The following is a 21169-nucleotide window of genomic DNA, read 5'->3' on the forward strand; positions in this document are numbered from 1 at the left end:
GAGCCCGAAGGGCATCTCCGATTTCCCGGCTAGCGGGCTACTTCTTCAAGTCGTCTGCGATGACCATGGCGATCACCAGCTTGGCTATATCCAAAAGGATCTGGAATACTGGACCACCGTATCGTGCGATACTACGCACGATAACGATGATCGCCAATAGAGCGATCCTGAAAACATTAGCCACACCACATCCCCCCTTGTCAAGCACGAACTCTCTGGGAAGACAGCCACCTGACAGTGGGGATGCGCCCGCTTTTTGCCGGGACGCCCAGTCAGAAACTGTCCGGCCCAGCAAGCCGTGTGTGATGTACTTAAAGCATACCGTGCCACATCCGAGATGCAAAGAACATAGACACATTCGTCCTATCGGGCGGTGAAGTTCGGGGGCCGGTTCAAGTGGCAGCGCCGTTCCTTTGAGGGGTCCCGGTCGCGGCAAATCCAACGCTGAGCAGCTGATGCAGGTCAGCAGATATGTCGGAGGACGCGAGCGATCTGCGGCGACGAACGGCTCAACGCCACCAGACCGGACTCGTCAGCCCCGGCGAGTGAGTCTCGATGAGGCCTGCGGGCCTGAGTCTCCAATACCCTTACGAGCGCCGGGTCGGGTTCACCGGTTCGCGCCAGGGTGTGTCCCAGTGCCGGGAGCGATGAGTCGGTGGACGGCTTCGACCAGACAATCCTCACCCGCGCCGGGGGTATGGTCCGGGCCGCCCACGATGTTGCCGACGGCCAGTGCCTGGACGTGGTTCAGGAGAGCCGCGGCCGGGATCGAGGCCGTGATCTTGTCGGCCTGCTGTGCCTTCTTGATGGCGGCGGTCTTGGCGGCCACTGCTTCGGCGGCGCGGGGAAGGCCGGCGACCGACGTGCCGAGTTCCAGCCGCTGCCACAATGCGAGCCGCATCAGCACCGGGTTGTGCACGTAGAACTCTCTTAGCGCGACGGCATAGCCCGGCAGATCCTCGGCGTCGAGCGCGACAGCCTGTTGAGCGCGGACGACGTGCTCCTCGAGTACTGCTTCGAAGAGGCCGGCCTTGTTGCCGAAATGCGCGTAGAGCATCCGCTGGTTGCGGTCGGCTGCGGTGGCGATGCGGCCCACACGTGCGCCGGCGTAGCCATGTTCGGCGAACTCGACGGTCGCCGCGTCGAGAATGCGTTGTCGGGTACGTGCGGAGTCCCGCTCCGCCTTCTCCGGTTCGCTCATCCCTTCAGTCCTGAAGGCAATCTATGAGCCGAGCTCGCGCCAGCGGTCGTCCTCCGCGGCGAGGCGCTGACCGGCGGCGGCCTGAGCGAACTCGACACCGTCGGCACCGAGCGCGAGACGTCGGGGCGGGGCGTCCATCGTGGTGAGGCCGACGATGACGCGAGTGTCGGGATCTCCAGCCTGGTGGCCGCGTAGCGTGCCCGGGTAGCGTGCGCTCTCTCCCACGGTCTGATGGTACCGCTCGTTGCACGGCAGGACGGCCATGGAACCTTCGGAGAGGATCTTCGTGCGCAGGTTGCCTGGCTCCACGATCGAGACCTTGAGGCCGAACGGGGCGATGTCCTCCGCGAGCGGCAGTGAGAAAGCTCGTGGCCGCTGCCTTCGCCGCCGGGTAGGAGGCCGGCACCGGCGTACCCATCTGGAAGCCGAGGGGCGGCACCAGGATGAATCGTCCGGTCGGCTCCGACGCACTACCGCCGGGTGCGCACCATGGACTATAGTAAGTATGAAGTTACTTACTTCAAGGGGGCTGGCATGACAGACGTGGCCACGGAATTTTTGGCGCGCCTCGGGACGGGTGACGCGGCAGGCGCGATGGAGCTCACGACGGACGACTTCCATTGGACGGTGGGGGGCAAGCCGGGTGGCGGGTTCGCCCTTGCGGGGACTTACGATCGCGCCGGGTACCTGGAGATGCTGGGACGGGCTGCGGCGTCACTGCCGGCAGGCCCGCGGATCGAGGTCGTCTCCGCGACGCAGACGGAGGAGCGGGCCGTGGTCGAGACCCACGTGGTCGGCGTCTCTGCGGACGGAGTCGACTACGACAACCGGGTGGTGTGCGTCTTCGAGCTCAGCGGAGGCAAGATCGCCGCCGTCCGGGAATACTTGGACACGATCCACGCGGCCGCGGTGTTCACTCGCTGACCGGTGACGAGGGGCAGGCGCGTATCGCGGCCCGCCCTCGTGTTGGCTTTGTGACCAGCGCTGTCGTGCCCACTGCTAGTCTGCAACCGCCCAGGGGCGGTGCCGGTCCTTCGACTACGCGGAGCACGATGAAAAGCGCTCGCTGCCGCACCGACGGGTCCTCGCCGCCGGGCCCGACCCGGCCGCAACATCGGCGGAAGTAGCGTCTCCAGCGCCAACGCTCTCCGCGGCGACTGACTTGTGGCTCAGCGACCACGCGAACGCAGTCGCAGACGTCGAAGGTATTCAGTTGGGGTGCACCCATGGTGTTTGCGGAAGGCTCGGACGAAGTGGCTGCTGTCGGCGAACTGCCAGCGAGCCGCGACTTGCGTGACGGTGTATCCGGCGGCCAACTCACGACGGGCTTCCTCCAGGCGCCGGCGCCGCAGGTAGGAGCCGACCGATTCAGTGGTAGACGCGAACGCGCGGCTCAGTGTTCGCACGGAAACGTTTAGTTCGCGCGCTAGCATCCCAGGTGTCAGTTCCGACTGAGTGAGTCTCTGGTCGGCGATTTCGCGGGCGGCTAGAACAAGTGTCGGCGCAAAAGTCGGCTCGGCGCCGTCGACGTAACAGCGCACTACGCCTCGGGCCAACTCGATCAGTGCATTGCGCGCCGCATTGAGGCCTGCTTCGGTGAGGTCATTGATGGTGTCGAGCAGCACACTCGCGTAGGCCGACAGCAGACGCACCTCAGGCGCGGCGGCTGAACCGATGATCGACTCGGACGCTTCCTTCGCGATTTCCGCAGGCAATCCAACCGTCAAGCCCGATGTACGCGGAAGCATCTTGTAGCCGATCAGACCTGTGGAGCGGCGCAACATGAAGCGACATGCGCCGAGGGCGATCTCTCCCGAGCCGTATCGGAGCGTCCAGGCGCCGCGCCGCACAATGAACAAACGAAGAACGTCCTCGCCGTCCCGAGGCGTTTCCATATCCAACCCGATCGTCGTGGCGAAGTCGGTGACGGTGACATCCATGGCCTGAAACTCGCGAGTATGTACGTGGCTTTCCAGGTCACCACTCGCAATGGACACCCGCGCAGCGGCGCAATTGCTCGCCTGCTCGCCGACTGCTCGCATGGTTACCTCATCCCACCTGGCCCGGAGGTTCCACGACGTGGCTTCCAGGTCCAAGCTGTATACCAGCAGTGCTGTTTGACTGTTCCCTGCGCGAGACAGGAAGAAGGAGCATGTCTTGAACGAAGTCGAAGAATCCACCCACGGTGGTACCACAGTGGTGACGGTCAACAGCCATGATGCCGCTCGACAGGCACTGTCCGAGCGAGCTGTCACCAAAAACCTTGACGCCTCCGCGATGGGTCTGACACAAGACCTGTATGACGCCACGATACGCCACATGCTGTTCCTGGACCCGCCAGACCACACTCGCCTGCGCCGCTTGATCTCGACGGCCCTCACCTCACAACGGATCGAAACGATGCGTCCGCGCGTCGAGCAGATTGCACACGAACTGCTCGACGCAATAGAGGGCCGCGAGACGGTCGACCTCATCCCGGCCTACGCGTGGCCGCTGCCGTTCCAGATCATTTGCGACCTGCTCGGCATCCCCTCCAGCAGCCGCGACGAGTTCCGCACCTGGACCGACATCGCGGCTGACCCTGCTCAACAGTCAGCACGGGCCGTCCAGTTGACCCGGTTGCTCGCGGTCATCCGGGAACTCGTCGCCGACCAGCGCGCACACCCGGGCGACGGCCTGCTCAGTGAGTTGATCGCGGCTCGTGACGGCCAAGAACGGCTTTCGGAGAACGAGCTGACCTCGATGGTCTTCATGCTGATGGTCGCCGGGACCGAGACCACCATCAACCTGATCGGCAACGGCGTATACCGACTGCTTGAGGACCGAAGCCGGTGGGACCGGGCGCGTGTGGACCCGCGACTGCTGACCACCGCGATCGAGGAGTTCGTGCGATTCGACTCACCCGCCGCCTCGACCACCTCCCGAATCGCCACCGAAACGTTCGATCTCGCGGGCCGCATCGTCCAGGCCGGCACCCCCGTCGTCGTTAGCCTGGAAAAAGCGAATCGAGACGAAAACCGATTCCCCAGTGCGGACCAGCTACAGCTCGATCGTCGTCAGAACCCGCACCTCGGCTTCGGGCACGGGATCCACTACTGCCTCGGTGCACCGTTGGCCCGTCTGGAGGCCGAGGTCGCGTACACCGTGCTGATGACACGTTTCCCCAGTCTCGACCTAGCTGTCCCGGCGTCCGAACTGACTTGGCGCCACGACTTCATGCACTGCCTGCACCGCCTACCTGTCCGAGTACGAGCGACACCCGGTAAATGACGGAATCCGACCCACTATTGCGCCATAGCCGTCGTACCTCATCCGGTTTCTGTCCATCACGCCTGTCCTCCCACCGGATGGCACAATCGCCGACCTCGGAAGTGATCGCGACGCCATTGGCTCGAGCTCGGCACCGGCGGTCGGCAGACCCACGACCGAGGGCAATCGCTCCGTGAACCATGGGAGTCACGGGCTTCGCCTGAGTGCTAAGCGCTCTGAGCCGCCCTCTTCCGGGTCGCCGCCACGCGGAAGAACCTCCCGGTGAGTCGTGCGACCGTCCGGTTCGGCAGAACGCGGTCGAACAGGAATGCCTGGAAGGCGTAAACACGGCCGTCGACGACTGCGGAGGAGCGGCCTCGCAGAGCCCTCATGACGGTGTCTGCGACCTGCTCAGGCCTCCGTTTGCCCACACCATGACCGGGATTCATCGGTGTTTCGACCGCGCCAGGACTCACCGCCACCACACGGACCCCGGTGCCTCGGGTTTCAAACCAGAGAGCCTGGGTGAAGGAGAGCACGAACGCCTTCGATGCCGCGTACGCAGCGTTGTAGGGCGCCGGTGCGTACGCTGCGGTGCTGGCGATGTTCACGATCGCACCCCGGCCGCGGGCCACCATGGCGGGCAGGAAGAACACGCTGAGCTGCGCCACCGACGCAGCATTCAGATCGATCAGCGCTCGCATCGTCTCCGGGTCGGCTTCGGTCACCGACCCGACAACGGCGACGGCGGCATTGTTGACCAGGATCTCGACCTCGACTCCGGCGTCCCTCAGGAGCTTGGCCAGACGGGCCGGCGCGTCCTGCCGCGCCAGGTCCAGCCGTACGACCAGCACATCGATCCCGTACTCTGCGCGCAGCCGTTGCGCCGCAACCTCCAAGCGTTCCGCGTCCCGCGCCACCAAGACCAGGTGCATGCCCCGTGCCGCCAGCCGTTGGGCGATCGCGGCCCCGATACCCGCGCCGGCCCCGGTAACCAGCGCGGTGCCCTGGTCGAACGTTCGCTGCTTACTCGGTCTCGCGTTGTTCGCCGTCATGACCGCCAGGCTAGACTTTCACATTGACGTCAATGTCAAGTCGTCGCGGGTGAGAGAAGAGGCAGCGCATGCGCATCGGAGAACTCGCTAAGGCCACAGGGGTCAGCACACGTTCGCTGCGGTACTACGAGGAGCAGGGACTATTGCCCGCTGAACGGCTCGCCAACGGATACCGAGAGTACGATGAGCAGGCAGTGCGCCAGGTTGCCTTCATCCAGGACCTCTACCGGGCCGGCCTTCCCTCCGAGGTCATCCGCGACGTCATTCCGTGCATCGGGCCGGAGCCGCCCCAGGATGAGGATGTGTGCGCCGCGCTCGTCGATCGCGTCCGACACATTCGCGACCAGTTGGCCTATCAGGAACGGCAGCTCGCCGAGCGACGCGAGATGCTTGAGCGCTACCTTTCAGGCGCCGCAACCCCGACCGGCCTTGCCGCCACCGCCCGTGCTTCTCACCCATCGTGTAGCCCGGCACCGGATCACGAGGTCCGCCTGCCAGAGTAGTGACCTGCCTACTCACCGACATTCTCGGTTTGATTAGCTGAGGTGGTCAGCTTTGCACCGTAGGGCGGACGACGACTTCGCTGACGTCGATGCCGTCGGGTTGCTCGATCGCGTATCCGATGGCGGAGGCGATGGCGGAGGGTGGCATGGCGATCTCGTCGCGTTGCTTGATCATCGCCGTCGCCGTTTCAGGGCTCGCTCCTTTACCCACGCCCTCCGTGTTGGTGAAACCCGGCGAGACGAGGGTGACCCGCAGATCAGGACCGGCCTCCTGCCGCAGCCCTTCGGTCAGCACTTTCACCGCGGTCTTGGTGGCCGCGTAAACGGCTTGGGGAGACTTCACGATGTAGGCCGCAGTGGAGGCGACGTTGACAAAATGGCCAGAACGCTGCTGCCGGAAGATGGGCAGCGCCGCCCCGATGCCGTTCAGCAGGCCCGTGATGTGAGTGGCGACCATGGAGTCCCAGTCATCTTGACGCAGTTCGTCGAATGGCGAGACTGCCATCGTGCCGGCGTTGGAGACCAGAACATCAAGGCGACCGAAGCGATCGAGTGCTGCATCGGTCAGTCGCTTCAGGTCGTCGCGACGGGTGACATCGACGATGACCCCGACGGCCGAGCCGCCTTGCGCCGTGATGCGATCCACCACAGCCTGCAGCCGGGCCTCTCGCCGTGCTCCGAGCACCAGGTGAGCGCCTTGTGTCGCTAAATGGATCGCCGTCGCCTCCCCGATGCCACTGCTGGCACCCGTGAGCGCGACGACCTTACCTCTAATGCCTGACAAAGCCACTTCCTTCGCGAGGAGCATGCGGGTCCATGCGGTCACCTATAGTGATGTGGGGGCTCGCCCACTTTAATAGTGTAAGTGGGTGCGCCTCCACTTAGCAAGCGGGTGAGACGTCGGAAGGCGGCACGTAGTCATGGCGGACGCAGCGCAGCGACGGTTGCCCAGGGCCGATGCACGGCGCAACCGGGAGAGGATCCTCGCGGCCGCGGTACGCGTGTTCACAACGGACGGCCTTGATGCTCATCTGGAGCGCATCGCCAAAGAGGCAGGAGTGGGCAGTGCCACGCTGTACCGCAACTTTCCCACCCGCGAAGCACTGATCGAGGCCACCTACCGCCACGAGGTCGCCGAGCTGTGCGACGCGGTGCCCGACTTGCTGGCAACGAAGCCGCCCTTCGAGGCACTTCGCGCCTGGACACGTCTGTTCCTGGACTACGCGACTGCCAAGTACGGCATGATCGACGCACTGCGCGCGATTGCCGCCAAAGGCAACAATCCCTATGGCAACAGCCGGGAAATGATCCAGGCCGCACTGAACTCACTCATGGATGCCTGCGCGACCGCCACGACGATCCGCACCGACGTCACCTCTATCGATGTCGCCGCTGCACTCGAAGGTATCGCCCTCACCTCGGCTGGTCCCGAACACCGGCAACGGGCCGAACGTTTGCTCGATCTGACCCTGGACGGCCTGCAAGCACGCCCTTCGCCGAGAATCTCCGACTAGTGGTGGGGTGTCGGCACGCTGGTAACAGCCGACACGCCTGCGGCAGCGGTTGAACAGGAAGAGGGCCTTCTGATCCCGGTATGGATCGCGACATCTACGCCGATACTCAGCAGGCCCTCGTGTGCCACCGCAACGCCCCGCTGACCCCCGCCGGCAGACTCCGTCGCACTCGCGCGCGACGTGGACGTGCGGGCCCACCCCGACTTGCGGTCGTGGCTCGCCGATCCTCACTCGTCGCTGTCAGACTGAGCCTTCAAACGTGGGTTGTGGACAGGGTCCACCAGCGTGACCTCCTCGATCACCTCGAATCTGCCGTCCGGCGCAAGACTGCCGAATACGTAGGACTCACGCGTTTGCCGGGTTCCGTCATTCATCTCGATCGTAAGCACGTGGCGGTCCGCGTATGCATATCCGTCGACCAACTCGTCCAGCAGTTCAATCGTCGCCAGACGAACCATTGTTCGGATGCGGGCGAGATTCTGCGCGATCGCCGGCCACTCAGCCCAGACGCCGTCGGTCCGCTGCCGATAGGCGGGGACGAAATGTCTGGCCATCACCTCTTCTACCGGGGTCTCCCGTTCGTTCAGAAGCTCCTCGATCACGATCGCCATACTTCTCATCGATCTCCTCCAACAGTGGCGCATACCGGGTATGCCATTGACTTAACCACCACCGGAATAGCGACACCATGCGCGACCAGCCCGGTTACATACGCGGAAGGCTCAACCAACGCGAACTAACATGATGGTCGTGGACACAATCAGCAGCGCCCTCAGCAGCGTTCGCGCGGGAAGGGCCAACGGTCGCCGACTGCGCGGGTCGGGTGCTTGGGGCATGCGGTTCCCGAGCTTCGCCGGGATCGGGTTCCACGTTCTCCTTCGCGGCGAAGCATGGCTGGTCGCCGCAGGGACACCACCTGCCCGTCTGCGTCCGGGCGACCTCGTGATCGCACCGAACGGCGCTGAGCATGGCCTCGGTCACGCACCGACCCGGCTGGACAAGCTGCCGGTGTTCCCGGCCACCGACCTTCCTGCGCCTCGGTCGGCGGACACTGAGTTCCTGTGCGGCGCGTACCGACTCGACCATGGCCGGCTCCATCCGATACTGCGCGGACTGCCCAAAACCATCGTGGTGTCGCCAGACCGCACCCATCACCCAGAACTCGCGACGCTCGTGAGCCTGCTGGAAAACGACGTCGCACAGGTCCGGCAGGGCAACTGGGTGACCCGGTCCGCGCTGGTCGATCTCGTACTGGTCCACGCCCTACGCCACTGGTACGACGCCCCCGACGCCACGGGCATGACGGCGACGGCCGACCCGGCCATCGCCGCAGCCCTGGACCAAATCCACGAGCGCCCTCAACATGCATGGGGCGTCGAACAGCTCGCCGGCGTGGCGGGCATGTCGCGCACGTCGTTCAACCGGCGTTTCACCGTCCAGGTCGGACTGCCACCGATGACCTACGTGACCTACTGGCGGCTCGCCTGCGCCGCCCGCTTGCTCAGACAGACCACCTTCGGGCTGGCCACGATCGCCCGTCAGGTCGGCTACTCCAACGAGTTCGCATTCGCCACCGCGTTCAGCCGCGAGTACGGTCTCGCTCCCGGCCGATTCCGCAATCACCCGGACCCACTTCCGAGATGACCACGCAAACTGCAAACGAAAGACCACGACGCATTGCGCGCCAATCTCATCTCCCCATCTCGTGTGCTCGAACGCGTCGGCGACACACGGATTTCATTTTGAGAGTCCAGATCACAGCCTCGTACTGACCCCGCGAAACCGTCCCTGACACAAAGAAGTCCCTGGTAAGTGAGTTGACGACCAAGAAAACCGCCACCAGGGACTCCGATGCTGTTCCACCGCGCCTGCCTGCCGTTGTCACCCCCGACGCCGAATCTCGCCGCCTGCACCCGCAAACCACCGCCGAACGGCCCGGTCGCGGCGGCGCCGACTCGATCCGGCCCAGCACGCTCTATTCGTGGGCGAGGGCCAGAAGTCCGGTGCCGCGGTCGAACCACGCCGCGGCGGGGGGAACCGTGACCGATGCGGGACAAGCAATTGCAATGTGACTCACGTCACCTTTCGGTGAGAACCGATCGCGGATCCGCCGCGTCTTGCCAAACGTGAGAAAAACGCGGGGAGGGATCGAGTCGGCCGACGAAGCCGACCTCGTCCGCTTGGTTGCCAAGGGGGACCGGGCGGCTTTCGAGGAGCTGTACCGCCGGACCTCGCCATGGCTGGCCCTACGTTTGCGGCGCCGATGCAGCGATGAGCAGATCGTGGCCGATGTGCTGCAGGAGTCCTACCTCGCCGTATGGCGGGCGGCGGGAAGTTTTGCCGGGACAGCGGTGGACGGCAGCGCCGCGGGGTGGCTGTGGACCATCGCCGCGCGTCGGCTCGTGGACGCGTTCCGGCGCCGTGCGCGGTATGTGCATCCGCCTCCGGAAGCCGCCGAACCGGTGGCCGCCCCAGCCGCGGAGGACGAAGCGCTGGCCGGAGCGGTCAGCGGCGAATTGGGAAGCGCGTTGAACACGCTGGCACCCGAACTGCGGCAGGTGCTGCAGGCCATGGTGCTCGACGGGCTGTCGGTGCGGGAGACCTCCGTGCTGCTGGGACTGCCGGAGGGAACCGTGAAGACTCGGGCGCGCCGGGCGCGGATCATCATGCGGGAGGCACTGTCATGAACGACCAGCATAAGGCGCATGCTTCCATCGAGCTGATCCGCCGCTACGCGCGCGCTGACGCGATCGCCGGCGAGGTGCTGTGGTCGCTGGAATCGCATCTGGAATCCTGCCCGTCCTGTCGCGCCCGCCTCGCCAAGGAGGTGCCCGGCCAGGCGCCCCCGACGGCGGCGCTGGTCGATCGAACCTGGGAAGCACTGGCACCGTCCCTGACCACCGGCCCGCCCGTACCCCGCCGGGGGCGGCTGGCACGGTTGGCGGGCTGGACCTCGCCGGTGATGCTTCCGTGGGTCGTCGGTGCGGCACTGGTGGCAGTGCTGGCTGTGGCCGTCGATTCGTTCTTCGCTGTCCCCGGAGGCCGTCCGCTGGTGCTGCTGCTGGCCCCGGTCGTTCCGGTGCTCGGCATCGCCGCGGTATGGACGAAAAGTCTTGATCCGGCATATGAACTGGTGGCCGCGACCCCGCGAGCAGGGCTTTATCTGCTGCTGCGGCGCACGGTAGCCGTGCTGGCAGTGGTGATGCCGGTGCTGGTCGTCGCGGGCCTCACCATAGGCACGTCATCGGTGGTCTGGTTACTGCCGTGTCTGGCCTGCACGGCCGTAACCCTCGCGCTCGGCAGCGTCATCAGGTTGGAGCGCGCTGCCGTTGTGGTCGTGACGCTGTGGTCGCTGGGTGTGCTCGCCCCCGGCCTGCTGACGTCGCAACTGCCGGTAGCGGTCGCCCCGGTGGCCGTTCCGGTGTGGGGCGCCGTCTTCGCGGTCGCAGCCGCGGTGCTGATACTGCGCGCCAGGTCGTTCGCCCGGGTGTGAGAGCAGCCGGAATCCAAGCCCGTATCCAAAGTCGGAAACCCAGCAGGTGGAGAAGACAGGAGAGATGTGATGGCACGCGTGGTGGGGGCGGCCGAGACCGCCCCGGCGAACCACGCCTGGGAGATCCGCGCCGAAGGGCTGCGGGTCGCCGCCGGGCGGCGGATGGCCGTGGACGGGATCGATCTGGCGTTCGGCACGGGAGTGCATGGCCTACTGGGTCCCAATGGGGCAGGCAAGACCACTTTGATGCGGGCGCTGGCCACGGTACTGCGCCCGGCAGGCGGTGGACTGGAGCTGCTCGGCGAGTCCGTCAGAGGGCGCGTCGATCTGCGCCGCATACGGCGCCAGATCGGGTATCTGCCGCAAGACTTCGGTTTCTACCGCAGGTTCACCGTCCGCGAGTTCGTCGAGTACATGGCATGGCTCAAGGAGGTACCCAAGAGCGGTATAGCCGATGCGGTGCAGCATGCCATCGAAAAAGTCGGTCTGGCAGACCGGGCCGATGACCGGATGAAAACGCTCTCTGGCGGCATGGCGCGCCGGGCCGGAATCGCCCAGGCCATCGTGAACGGCCCGCGGGTCCTGCTGCTCGATGAGCCGACCGCGGGCCTGGACCCATCGCAGCGCATGCAGTTCAGGCAGTTGCTGCGCGGGCTGAGCGAGGACACCTGCACGGTGGTGTCGACGCACCTGGTGGAGGACGTCGCCACCGTGTGCACCGATGTGGCACTTGTCGATGAGGGGCGCCTGGTGTTCCAAGGGCGAGCGGCCGATCTCGCCGCTGCGGGCAGCGGCACCGATTCCGGTGACAGCCCGAGCGAGCGCGGATATTCGGCCCTGCTGGCCCGCCACCACGCCAGCGGGGAGGGAGCACGATGAGCGCGAGGATTCTGCGCATCGAGCTGCGCCGCTCAACCGCACCGTGGATCTGCTTGGCCTTCGCCGTGCTCACACTGGCCCTGCTGTACCTGCTCCCCGGCCCCTGGGCCAAGGGGACCGGCGCGTGGGACCAGCAGTGGCAGGGACTCGTGCAATGGCAGCGGTTCATGCTCACGTTCACCTGGCCGGTGGTGGTCGGCCTCGGTGCCTGGCAGGGCACTCGGCAGCACCGTTCGCGGATGGACGAGGTACTTTCCAGCACGCCGCGATCCCCGTGGCAGCGCTCGGCGACGCTCGCGGCAGCGGTGGCGATCGGCTTGACCGTCGCCTGCACAGCGATATTCGCGGTAGGGGCGGCGCAGGTGGCCTCGGCCACCAGCTATTTCTCGCTCTCCTGGCTGGCCGTGTTCGCCGTCGGTGTTCTCGCGCTGGTCGCGGGGAGCCTGCTGGGAATGGGGCTCGGCCACCTCTTGCCGTATATGGTGACGCCGCCGCTCGTGGCGGTCGGCGGCTACGCGCTGGTCATGATGCTGCTGAATATCGGGATTTCCGTAGAGGCCGGTTCCGACCCGTGGCGCATGAAAGTGGCGCTGCTTTCGCCGGCACTCGACGGTGCCGAGAGCGCCTACAGGCTGGTGGCTCACCAGGTGAGCCTTGCCCAGGCGCTGTGGTTCCTCGGTATCGCCGCGACCGGGTTCGTCCTGCTGGCGGCGCGGGGTTCCTGGACAAGGATCGCCTCAGCGGTGCCCGGTCTCCTCGGCGGTGTGCTGGCCATGGTCCTGTTGCCGGGCCAGGCGAGCGCGGCCTACCCCCACGACACCCGAGCGGCGGCGCTGGTGTGCGACGAGGACGGGCCGCGGGTGTGCGTAACCCGGGCGCACGAGCACCTGCTGGACGATTTCGCCGGTACCGCCGGGCAGGCGCTCGCCAAGCTCGCAGTCCTGCCGGAAGCGCCGACCTCGGTGGAGGAAGTACCCGCTTTCGGTAATGAGGAGCGGGCTTCGCTGCCACGGACCGCGGACACGGTCTCGGTGAGCTCCGACATACTGATGCGGTTCGAGCAGAGTGGAGAAGGGGAGTCCGATGGTGGGGACGGGCTGCTTATGGCGCTCCTCGCCGGCGCCGGAACCCCGGCCTGCGGCGTTGAGGAGACGGAGATCCCCGCGCGCATCGTCACGGCCAACTGGCTGCTGGGTGCGGAACTGCAGCCGATGCCGATTCTGTACCCGTGGATCTCCGAGGACAGCTCCGCCTATCAGGAGATGGTGCGCCCGGCCTGGGAAACGCTGCGGTCCCTACCGCGCGAGGAGCAGGTACGGCGGGTCGCCGCCGTGCGCGAGGCCGGACTCACCTGCGAGGGCGACCAGCTCGATCTCCTCACCCAAGGGGTGAACCCTCAATGAGATGGTTGACCCTCTATACCCGGTCCCGGCAGCTACCGATCGCACTGCTCGGGTTCCTGGCCGGGGCCGTCCTTCTGTGGGGACTCACCCTCTGGTGGGGGGCCGACCAGACCGGTAGCCGACTGATGAGCGTGACGATGGTACTGGGGGTGGCCGCGGCTTCGGCCGGTCTGTGCGGGTTCGATGCCGCATGTGAGCGTACGGCTTCGTTCACCTGGCCGCCCCGGCGTGCCGCGCACCTGGTCGCCCTCGCCGCGATGGCAGCGGCCGGCCCCCTTGCGGTGGACGTATTGGCCGATTCCCATCTGCAGACCGAGGCGATCGTCAGAGACGCCGCCGGTCTGGCCGGTCTGGCCGGGGTCGGCGCGGTTCTGGCCGGCGGTTCGTTCGGCTGGTGCTTTCCCTTCGGGGCAACCCTACTGGCGAACGTGCCGATCGAGGCGGACTCGGATGCGCTGCGGGTACTGACCTGGCTGGTGCAGCCCGCGGACAGCGCCGCGGCGATGACCACCGCACTCGTGTTCGCCGCCGTGGGGGTGATCGGTTACGCGGCATGGGGGCCTCGACCTGCATGAGCGTCGCACTCACCCTTTGACGGCCCCAGCCGTCGTCCCGCCGATTGCGCGGCGCGGCTGGGCATCGGTCAACGACGTCGAACTCGCTCTCGCCGAGTACGTCGACTGGTACAACCACCCGCGCCTCCACGGCGAGCTGGGCCAGAGCGCTCCCGCCGAGGTCGAGGCCGCTCACCGCATGAGCGGCTACGATCAGTCCGCCGAGCCCGCACGGGCCGGCTGACAGTCAACGACGCCTGCAACAAACTCAGGGCGCAACAGGTGGCGGGCCAACGGGCAGCGGCCTGGTCTGAGCCGGCGGCGGGCCCGACGCCGCGCCGGCGATCGGGCTGACCCGGTTGGGGGCGCGCTCCTATGACGCGGAGTTGGGCCGTTTCATTTCGGTGGATCCGCTGATGGACCAGCCCGATGCGCAGATGATGCACGGTTATGCCTACGCCAACAACAGTCCGGTGAGTATGTCGGACCCAGCGGGAACGGCGCCGTGCAAGGACGACCAGGGGTGCAAGGGAAGCAATCACGGGGGCAATGGAAGTGGTGGCGACCACGGCCGGGGTGCGCGCGATCGCCGACACCGCCTACCAGGGCGGCGGTCCGGCGATCCGGCTCCCGCAGCGTCGCCGCCGCCTCGACCCCGGCACCGGCCGCTACCGGCGGCTGTCGCAGGCGCAGAAGGAGGTCAACACCGCCCATGCCCGGCAGCGGGGACCGGGTGAGCGGGTCAACGCCGAGTTGAAGACCTGGCGTGTCCTACGCAGGATCCGTTCCTGCCCCGGGTGAACCCCGAACACGTCGCGCGCGAGCGGCTTCTGCACAGCCTCCGGCCAGGTCCGCCTGCGGGCCGCGTGTCCTCGGCGGCCGTGGCGGAGAGGGCTGACGGAGCGGGACGCGTAGCTGTTCCCGGGGCCTGCGCGGGTGCGTGCCCGCCGATGTCCGCGCACCCGCGCTTCAAGTCCGGAGCGGCCACGGCAGGGTGTTACTGTTCGGCGCGGTGCGCCAGTGCCAGGTGGTTGTCTACGGTGTAGAAGAGGCGAACACGAGTGCGGCCCCGCTCGTGGTGGTCCAGCCGTGTCGGCGCGTAGACGTGCACCTTCTTGCGGTCGGCGATGTCGCCGCCGATGCGGCCAATCGGGACCGGCGGTGCGTCGGGTGCGGGCTGCAGGGCGAGGTCCCAGATGTCGTCGTCGCCGGTGCGCCGCTCGCTGGCCAGGTCGTGGGGTACCAGCGCGTGGAAGAGGGCGGGGTCGCCGGTGTCGGGTCGGGCCTCCACCTCGAACGACGACGCGGGCTCCTCGCGGTGCACGATGTGCAGCCGCATCCCCTGGTCGGGCGGCGGCCCCGGTAGGAGCAGCCGGGCGCAGAGGCGGATGCCGGGCTCGCCGGGGCGGGCGGAGACCACCTCGGCGTGGGCGGGGCGGTTCCACACGCGCAGCGCCAGGAAGCCGTCGGCTGTGGTGTAGGGGATGCAGTGCCGCACACTGTCGCCATCGTGGACCGGTCCCGGCCCGCGCAGCAGCCCCGCCTGCTCGACCTGGGCCGCCATGAGGCGGCGACGCCCGCCCTCGCCGTCGCGCGGGACGATCCAGCAGTCCCAGCGCCCCTCGGCGAAGTCCTCGGCCGCCGGCGAGAGGAAGAACCGCACGCGGCCTCGGGAGTCCGGGGCGGGAAGCGGGAAGCGCATCTCCTCCTTCGCGTGGCGCAGGCGGGTGAGGAAGCCCCATGCGCCCGGGGGGAAGGAGTCCGCGTCGATGCTTAGCCCGATCCGGCCCTCGGCGCCCGCACGCGCCCGCACACGCGGGTATCGCGGGGCCTTCGGCTCCAGTGGTTCCTGCTTGGCGGGAGCGCTCCCATGGCGGAGGTCCCGGAGCCGGGGCAGGGTCCGTCGGCGCGGCGTCCGCTCTTCGAAGAGCGCCTCATAGCGGTGCGCGACTGTTTCGGGCGCCCAGGCCGCGGCCGCCGAGCGGGCCGCGCGACCCATGGCCCGCCGCTCCTCCTCGTCGGCGATAAGACGGACCAGCGCCTGGGCGAAGGCATCGGCACCGCCCTCCAACCCCACGAGCAGGCCGGTGGAGCCGTGGGAGATAATTTCGGCGGGGCCGAACGGGCAGTCGGTGGCCACCACGGGGACGCCGCAGTGCATGGACTCCACGATCGTCATTCCGAAGGACTCGCGGTCCGAGGCGACCGCGGCGACGGCTCCCTTCGCCCATTCGGTCTCGATGGGCGCGGCCGGGCCCATCAGCATCGCGCTGTCGTTGAGCCCCATCTCGTCGATCTGCCTGCGCAGACCGGCCCGAGCGCGCCCGCGCCCGTAGATGCGCAGGCTCCATTCCGGATACTGCACGACGACCTTCGCGAATGCCTCCAGCAACCGATCGTAGCGCTTGACCTGGACCAGCCGCCCTGCAGCCACGATCGTCTTCGAGTCCAGCGTGGAGGGTTCCACCTCCGGGAGCGCTACGCCGTTGGGGATGCACACGACGGGGGCGGCATCGGCAAGGGCGGCGCGGTACTGGGCGGCGTCGGCCTCGGAGACGGTGACGAAGGCGTCCAGGTCCGCGATGGCCGCATTCTGGTCCCGGCGTAGCCGCTCGTCGTGGGCGTCCATGGACAGGTGCTCCTGGCCGATGCGGAGCTGACCGCGCCGGCGGTGGCGCGCGAGGTAGCCGTTGAGGATCGGCCGCGTGGCGATGACGACGTCGGCATCGCTGTCGCGGAGGCAGGCGCCGATCCGCTCGTCGTGCAGCGCCGTGTAGTGCATCAGGCGGTCGCCGTCGACGCCGGGGTCGGGATAGACGGTGTTGGGCAGCTCCCTCAGTCGCCGTTCGCGCTCGTCGCGGGCCGGTCCGCCGCTGTCCGCGCGGACGTCCAGCAGCCAGCGCAGTGCTACGCGGGGGTCGGGGACGAGGCTGGGGTTAGCGGCGGGGCGGTGGATGCTGACGATCTCGACGTCGTGGCGCTCGGCCAGAGCGGTGGCGAGGTTGACGGTGGATCGGATGGTGCCGCCGATGCCGTAGGCGTTGTGCAGCAGGAACGCGATTCTCAACAGGGGTACTCCGTGGTGGTGCGCGGAGTGCCGAGCGGGGACAGCACGCGCCGAGCGGTCTGAGCGTCGGAGTCCGATGATCGGATGATGGGACTCGGCGGCTCAGAGACGACAGGACATGAGGGAAGAAGGCGTCAGAGGTGGGGCCTTCCCGGAGGCGAAAAGGAAGGTTGACTAACAGTCAGTGAGGGTCGCATATGTCCGATGTAAAAGTCGACTCGACCCGGCTTGTAACGCTGAACTCGCAGCGCCTTTCGGCCTTGGACCCGCCAAGGCCACCGACGGGCCCGAACCGCTCTCGGTGGTGCGGCAACGGCCTCTCGCCTGCGAGGGGGCTTTCTCTCGGTGCGCGGTTGTCGTCTTTGCTCTCTCTCTGGGCAAGCGCCGAGTCTCGAAGGGGTGATCGCCGCCATGCACGTGCGCGAGGTCGCCGTCGGTCCCTCGGGTCCATTCCGACCTGCGAAGTCTCCGGTCCGCGGTACTCCGCCGAGCCGGGTAGGCGAATGTCTGGCCGTATGCGGCCACCTCGGACGCCTGCGGGGTGCGGAGATCCGCGCGACCTTTCATGTTTGCAGCCCACGGGTCTCGGCGGCACCACCGATGCCAGAGGAACGATCCGGTCTCGGGGCCGGGCGGTGGTTGCGGATTCTGTTCATAAACGGTTCTAATCGTTGCCGCGCTGCGGCGCCTTCGTCCGGATGGCCCATGGCCGGGCGGACATCCCCCGATACAGAATGGGTGAGCTTGTGCTGCGCACGATCCGTGCGGGCGCGGTCGGCACGGCGGTTGCCGTGCTGTCTGCACTGCTGACGGCGAGTCCGGTCGGCGCGGACGAGGCCGATCAGCCTCCGCCCGGCGACCTCCCGGCCGAGGCTCAGGCCCAGGACGAGGCAGCGGAGACCGGTGAGCGGGTCGTCGTCGAGGATTTCACCACCGAAACGACGAAGGTCTTCGCCGAGCCCGACGGCACATTCACCCTGGAGACCTCGCCAGTGCCCCAGCGGGTGCGCACCGTACAGGGATGGACGCCGGTCGATACCGACCTGGTCGAGGCAGGGGACGGCACCGTGGCCCCTAAGGCGTCTGCAGCCGAGGTCGCCTTCTCCGCCGGCGGCGAAGGCGCACCGATGGCCCGCGTCGGCATCGGCTCCAAGGCCCTTTCGCTGGACTGGCCCGGCGCGCTGCCCGAGCCGACGACCGAGGGGAACCAGGCCACCTACACCGACGTGCTGCCCGATGTGGACCTGGTACTCACCGCCGGCGTCGACGGCTTCACCCAGGTGCTGGTGGTCCACACGGCCGAGGCCGCCCAGGACGAGCGGCTGGCCGAACTGGAGATGGCGCTGGGAACCCGGGGTGTGGCGATGGAGCCCGCGATGCCTACGGCAACCTCGACGCCCAAGACGAGGGCGGGGGATCGGTATTCACCGCGTCGGCGCCCACTATGTGGGACTCCTCCGGCCAGGAGGGCCTGAGCGCCCGCGCCCAGGCGGTGGCGCCGCAGGCCGGCGCCCGCGTGGAGAAGGTCGAGACCGAACTGGCCGACGGCGTGCTGCGGCTGCGCCCGGACGCGGCGATGCTCGCCGATGCCGACACCACATTCCCGGTCTACATCGACCCCTCGGTCTCGGTGTCCCGCCAGGCGTGGGGGTACGTGAACAGGAAATACCCCGGCGCGAACTACTTCAACTCCTCCGACTCCGACACCGGTGTGGGCTATGAGCCCCAATACGGCAACACCAAACGCGGTTTCTGGCGCTTCGCCGTCGCCGACCGCACCAAGCGCTCCCACACCGAGATCCACTCGGCCACCCTGCGCATGGAGGTCACCCACGCCTTCGGCTGCACCGATGCCACATTCGAGCTGTGGCGGACCTCGTACCTGAGCAGGTCCAAGACCACCTGGAACAGCCAGCCGGAGAAGTTCGGCAAACAGGACACCGTCAACGTCGACAAAGGTCGTCCCGGCTGCGGCGGCTCGGGCGTGGAGTTCGACGCCACGACGGCCTACCGCTCCGCGGCCTCCTCCGGCTACAACAACGTCACCCTCGGCCTGTTCGGCAACGAGACCCGCTCCGACAGCAACCACGACTGGCGGCGCTTCGCCAAGGACCCAAAGCTGGTCGTCTCCTACAACAACCAGCCCGACAAACCCAAGACCGACCGGATGTCGGACGCGCTGGGCGGGGTGTGCTCCACCGACCGCGACAACCCGCGCATCATCAACGAAACCGCGGTGCGCCTGCGCGGCTATGTGCGCGACTACGACTCCAAGTACGCCGGGCAGAAGGTCATGAGGCGCTTCGCCTGGTGGAAGGGCGGCGAAGGCAGCCGCGGCGGCGAGGCCGACACCGCCTACGCCGACGTCGCGGAATATCCCGACGGCAGCTACCGCTCAGCGAAGGTGACCGGGCTTCCCGAGGGCGAGCTGATCGGCTACCGCGCCATCGCCCACGACCGCCAGGACTGGTCCCAGTGGTCCAACTGGTGCTGGATCACCGTGGACACCTCCAACCCCGAAACCGGCCCCGCGGTGACCTCCGCCGACTACCCGGCCGGCGACCAGCAGTCCGGGGCCGTGGGCGCCACCGGATCGTTCACCTTCGCCAACAACGGCGTGGACGACGCCGCCGCTTACCACTACAGCCTCAACGACGACGACAGCTGTTCCACGAAGCTCACGCCCGACGATCCGGGCGCATCGGTGACCGCCCGGATCACCCCCCGCCACGACGGCCCCAACCTCCTGCACGCCCGCACTACCGACGCCGCCGGCAACTCCTCCACGTGCCGCCTGGTCTACACCTTCACCGTCGCCCCGGCGACCGCACCGGTGGCCCACTTTCCCTTCAGCGAAGGCAGCGGTACCACGACCGCCGACTCCGCCACCGAGCGCAGCGCCACCGCCGAGGGGAGCGTGGAGTGGACGCGCGGCCGCATCGGCGCCGGCTCCGGTGCCGACTACCGCACCCAAGGCACCGCGGTGGGTATGGACGGCTCCGGCGGCCGGATGACCACCGGCGGCCCGGCGGTTGACACCTCCGGACCGTTCAGCGTCTCCGCATGGGTGAAGCTGGAGGACACCAGCGGCAACTACACCGCCGTCTCCCAGAACGGACAGGTCCACAGCGGCTTCTACCTCGGCTACCAGGCCTCCTATGACCTCGACCGATGGGTCTTCAAACTCCCCTCTGCCGACGAGTACGGCGCCGCGGACTGGACCCGCGCGGTCTCCGACGCAGCGCCCGAGGTGGGGAAGTGGACCCACCTGCTGGGGACCTTCGACCCCGAGCACGACCGCGCCAGCCTCTATGTCGACGGCGTGGCCCAGCAGACCACCGACACCATCGCCGACCGGTGGAACGCCCAAGGGTCTCTCGTAGTGGGTGGCGGACGCTTCGAGGAATCCCCCTCCGACGCCTGGAACGGCGCAATCGACGAGGTGCGCCTGTGGGACCGGGTCGTGGTGGGCGACCAGCCCGAGGAGGCTGGCGTCTTGCCCGAGCCCTGGCACCTGGCCAACGAGCCCGGCTTGCTGCAGGCCCGCTGGCGCCTGAACGAGACCGAGGGCACCGCTGTGGCCGACTCCTCCGACCACGGCATGGACGGCACCCTGAACGCCGATCCTGAAACCGCCTGGAACCAGGCCGTCAACACTGTGACCGGTGCCCCGGGGGTGACGTTCAACGGTGCCGGTGAACACATCCGCGCCGACTCGGCCGTGCGCACCGACCGCAGCTTCACCGTCGCCGCCTGGGTGCGCCTGGACGAAGCCACCGGCAACGGCACCATGGTCTCCCAGACCGGGACCGAGCAATCCGGGTTCCTTCTCGGCCACCAGTCCGGCTTCGACGACAAGTGGGTGCTGGAGACGACGGCGGCCGATGCGGCCGGCACCGACGCGGGCCCGTGGTCGCGCGCCATCTCCGACAACGCGGCCGAGTTCGGTCGCTGGACCCACATCGCCGCCACGTTCGACTACACGCGCAAGCAGATGACGCTGTATGTCGACGGGGTGGCCCAGCAGACCACGGGCGACTGGGCCACACCCTGGCACGCCGGAAACGGCACGGTTATCGGCCGCGCCTGGCGGCTGGGCGAGGACGACGTGTTCTCCGGCCAGGTCTCCGACGTCCACCTGTATCAGGGCGTGCTCGACGAGTACGCCATCGGCGACGTCTACTCCGGCTTCCTACCACCCCTATCGGATTGACCGCCTGACCTCGCTTCCGATCCCGGTATCCCCCTGAG

The 21169-nt window shown here is 67.5% G+C and carries 21 protein-coding genes and 1 pseudogene; 15 read left to right on the forward strand and 7 right to left on the reverse strand.

Annotated elements, in window-relative coordinates; translation table 11 throughout:
- Positions 1-607: 607 nt before the first annotated feature.
- Positions 608-1201 carry a TetR/AcrR family transcriptional regulator gene (locus ABEA15_RS13915; protein WP_344146095.1) on the reverse strand — a complete coding sequence of 198 codons (594 nt, stop codon included), beginning with the start codon at positions 1199-1201 and terminating at the stop codon, positions 608-610.
- Between the two features lie 21 nt (positions 1202-1222).
- A complete protein-coding gene (locus ABEA15_RS13920) occupies positions 1223-1510 on the reverse strand; it encodes a hypothetical protein (protein WP_345556964.1) in 288 nt (95 codons plus the stop codon).
- A gap of 225 nt (positions 1511-1735) precedes the next feature.
- Between ABEA15_RS13920 and ABEA15_RS13925 the strand changes: the two genes are divergently transcribed.
- Complete coding sequence (locus ABEA15_RS13925; RefSeq protein WP_345556965.1) at positions 1736-2125, forward strand: nuclear transport factor 2 family protein; 390 nt, start codon at positions 1736-1738, stop codon at positions 2123-2125.
- A 245-nt stretch (positions 2126-2370) separates the two neighbouring features.
- Here the strand turns inward: ABEA15_RS13925 and ABEA15_RS13930 are convergent, their stop codons facing one another.
- A complete protein-coding gene (locus tag ABEA15_RS13930) occupies positions 2371-3243 on the reverse strand; it encodes a helix-turn-helix domain-containing protein (protein ID WP_345556966.1) in 873 nt (290 codons plus the stop codon).
- Positions 3244-3358: 115 nt separating this feature from the next.
- On the opposite strand from ABEA15_RS13930, the gene ABEA15_RS13935 reads away from it, so the two are divergent.
- Positions 3359-4471: a cytochrome P450 family protein gene (locus ABEA15_RS13935; RefSeq protein ID WP_345556967.1), complete on the forward strand. Its 1113-nt coding sequence runs from the start codon at positions 3359-3361 to the stop codon at positions 4469-4471.
- A 206-nt stretch (positions 4472-4677) separates the two neighbouring features.
- On the opposite strand, the gene ABEA15_RS13940 is transcribed toward ABEA15_RS13935, so the two are convergent.
- Positions 4678-5505, reverse strand: coding sequence for an SDR family NAD(P)-dependent oxidoreductase (locus tag ABEA15_RS13940; protein WP_345556968.1), 828 nt, complete (start codon positions 5503-5505; stop codon positions 4678-4680).
- A gap of 68 nt (positions 5506-5573) precedes the next feature.
- Between ABEA15_RS13940 and ABEA15_RS13945 the strand changes: the two genes are divergently transcribed.
- Entirely contained in the window at positions 5574-6008 is a 435-nt protein-coding gene (locus ABEA15_RS13945; protein WP_345556969.1) for a MerR family transcriptional regulator, read from the forward strand.
- Between the two features lie 46 nt (positions 6009-6054).
- On the opposite strand, the gene ABEA15_RS13950 is transcribed toward ABEA15_RS13945, so the two are convergent.
- Positions 6055-6816, reverse strand: coding sequence for an SDR family oxidoreductase (locus ABEA15_RS13950; protein WP_344146077.1), 762 nt, complete (start codon positions 6814-6816; stop codon positions 6055-6057).
- 112 nt (positions 6817-6928) lie between these two features.
- Here ABEA15_RS13950 and ABEA15_RS13955 point away from each other — a divergent pair, with 112 nt between their 5' ends.
- On the forward strand, positions 6929-7522 hold the full coding sequence (locus ABEA15_RS13955) for a TetR/AcrR family transcriptional regulator (RefSeq protein ID WP_344146074.1): 594 nt from the start codon (positions 6929-6931) through the stop codon (positions 7520-7522).
- Between the two features lie 227 nt (positions 7523-7749).
- Here ABEA15_RS13955 and ABEA15_RS13960 read toward each other — a convergent pair whose 3' ends face one another.
- On the reverse strand, positions 7750-8133 hold the full coding sequence (locus tag ABEA15_RS13960; protein WP_345556970.1) for a hypothetical protein: 384 nt from the start codon (positions 8131-8133) through the stop codon (positions 7750-7752).
- A 139-nt stretch (positions 8134-8272) separates the two neighbouring features.
- On the opposite strand from ABEA15_RS13960, the gene ABEA15_RS13965 reads away from it, so the two are divergent.
- The 9 genes and pseudogenes from ABEA15_RS13965 to ABEA15_RS14000 all read left to right on the forward strand — a co-directional run bounded on the left by ABEA15_RS13965 (position 8273) and on the right by ABEA15_RS14000 (position 14652).
- Positions 8273-9166, forward strand: a complete 894-nt coding sequence (locus ABEA15_RS13965) for an AraC family transcriptional regulator (RefSeq protein WP_345556971.1) — start codon at positions 8273-8275, stop codon at positions 9164-9166.
- A gap of 482 nt (positions 9167-9648) precedes the next feature.
- A complete protein-coding gene (locus ABEA15_RS13970; protein ID WP_344146394.1) occupies positions 9649-10209 on the forward strand; it encodes an RNA polymerase sigma factor in 561 nt (186 codons plus the stop codon).
- Complete coding sequence (locus ABEA15_RS13975) at positions 10206-11015, forward strand: hypothetical protein (RefSeq protein ID WP_345556972.1); 810 nt, start codon at positions 10206-10208, stop codon at positions 11013-11015. Before ABEA15_RS13970 ends, ABEA15_RS13975 begins: the two co-directional genes overlap by 4 nt.
- Positions 11016-11084: 69 nt before the next feature.
- Positions 11085-11894, forward strand: coding sequence for an ABC transporter ATP-binding protein (locus tag ABEA15_RS13980; RefSeq protein WP_345556973.1), 810 nt, complete (start codon positions 11085-11087; stop codon positions 11892-11894).
- Positions 11891-13297: a hypothetical protein gene (locus ABEA15_RS13985; RefSeq protein ID WP_345556974.1), complete on the forward strand. Its 1407-nt coding sequence runs from the start codon at positions 11891-11893 to the stop codon at positions 13295-13297. The genes ABEA15_RS13980 and ABEA15_RS13985 overlap by 4 nt, the downstream gene beginning before the upstream one ends.
- The gene (locus ABEA15_RS13990; RefSeq protein WP_345556975.1) at positions 13294-13872 is read left to right on the forward strand and encodes a hypothetical protein; all 579 of its coding nucleotides are present in this window, start codon (positions 13294-13296) and stop codon (positions 13870-13872) included. The genes ABEA15_RS13985 and ABEA15_RS13990 overlap by 4 nt, the downstream gene beginning before the upstream one ends.
- A 16-nt stretch (positions 13873-13888) precedes the next feature.
- Complete coding sequence (locus ABEA15_RS13995; RefSeq protein WP_345556976.1) at positions 13889-14095, forward strand: integrase core domain-containing protein; 207 nt, start codon at positions 13889-13891, stop codon at positions 14093-14095.
- 106 nt (positions 14096-14201) lie between these two features.
- Positions 14202-14336: pseudogene (locus ABEA15_RS25640) on the forward strand (RHS repeat-associated core domain-containing protein); the annotation flags it as partial.
- 64 nt (positions 14337-14400) lie between these two features.
- Positions 14401-14652: a transposase family protein gene (locus ABEA15_RS14000; protein ID WP_425579394.1), complete on the forward strand. Its 252-nt coding sequence runs from the start codon at positions 14401-14403 to the stop codon at positions 14650-14652.
- Positions 14653-14848: 196 nt separating this feature from the next.
- Here ABEA15_RS14000 and ABEA15_RS14005 read toward each other — a convergent pair whose 3' ends face one another.
- A complete protein-coding gene (locus ABEA15_RS14005; protein WP_345556977.1) occupies positions 14849-16918 on the reverse strand; it encodes a glycosyltransferase in 2070 nt (689 codons plus the stop codon).
- Positions 16919-17664: 746 nt separating this feature from the next.
- Here ABEA15_RS14005 and ABEA15_RS14010 point away from each other — a divergent pair.
- Together ABEA15_RS14010 and ABEA15_RS14015 are read left to right on the forward strand one after the other, a co-directional pair.
- Positions 17665-18393: a hypothetical protein gene (locus tag ABEA15_RS14010; RefSeq protein ID WP_345556978.1), complete on the forward strand. Its 729-nt coding sequence runs from the start codon at positions 17665-17667 to the stop codon at positions 18391-18393.
- Positions 18363-21131 (forward strand): LamG-like jellyroll fold domain-containing protein, encoded by a 2769-nt coding sequence (locus ABEA15_RS14015; RefSeq protein ID WP_345556979.1) that lies wholly within the window; start codon positions 18363-18365, stop codon positions 21129-21131. Before ABEA15_RS14010 ends, ABEA15_RS14015 begins: the two co-directional genes overlap by 31 nt.
- The last annotated feature ends 38 nt before the right edge of the window (positions 21132-21169 follow it).

This window comes from Streptomonospora halophila, from assembly GCF_039542725.1.
Classification (GTDB): Bacteria; Actinomycetota; Actinomycetes; order Streptosporangiales; family Streptosporangiaceae; genus Streptomonospora; species Streptomonospora halophila.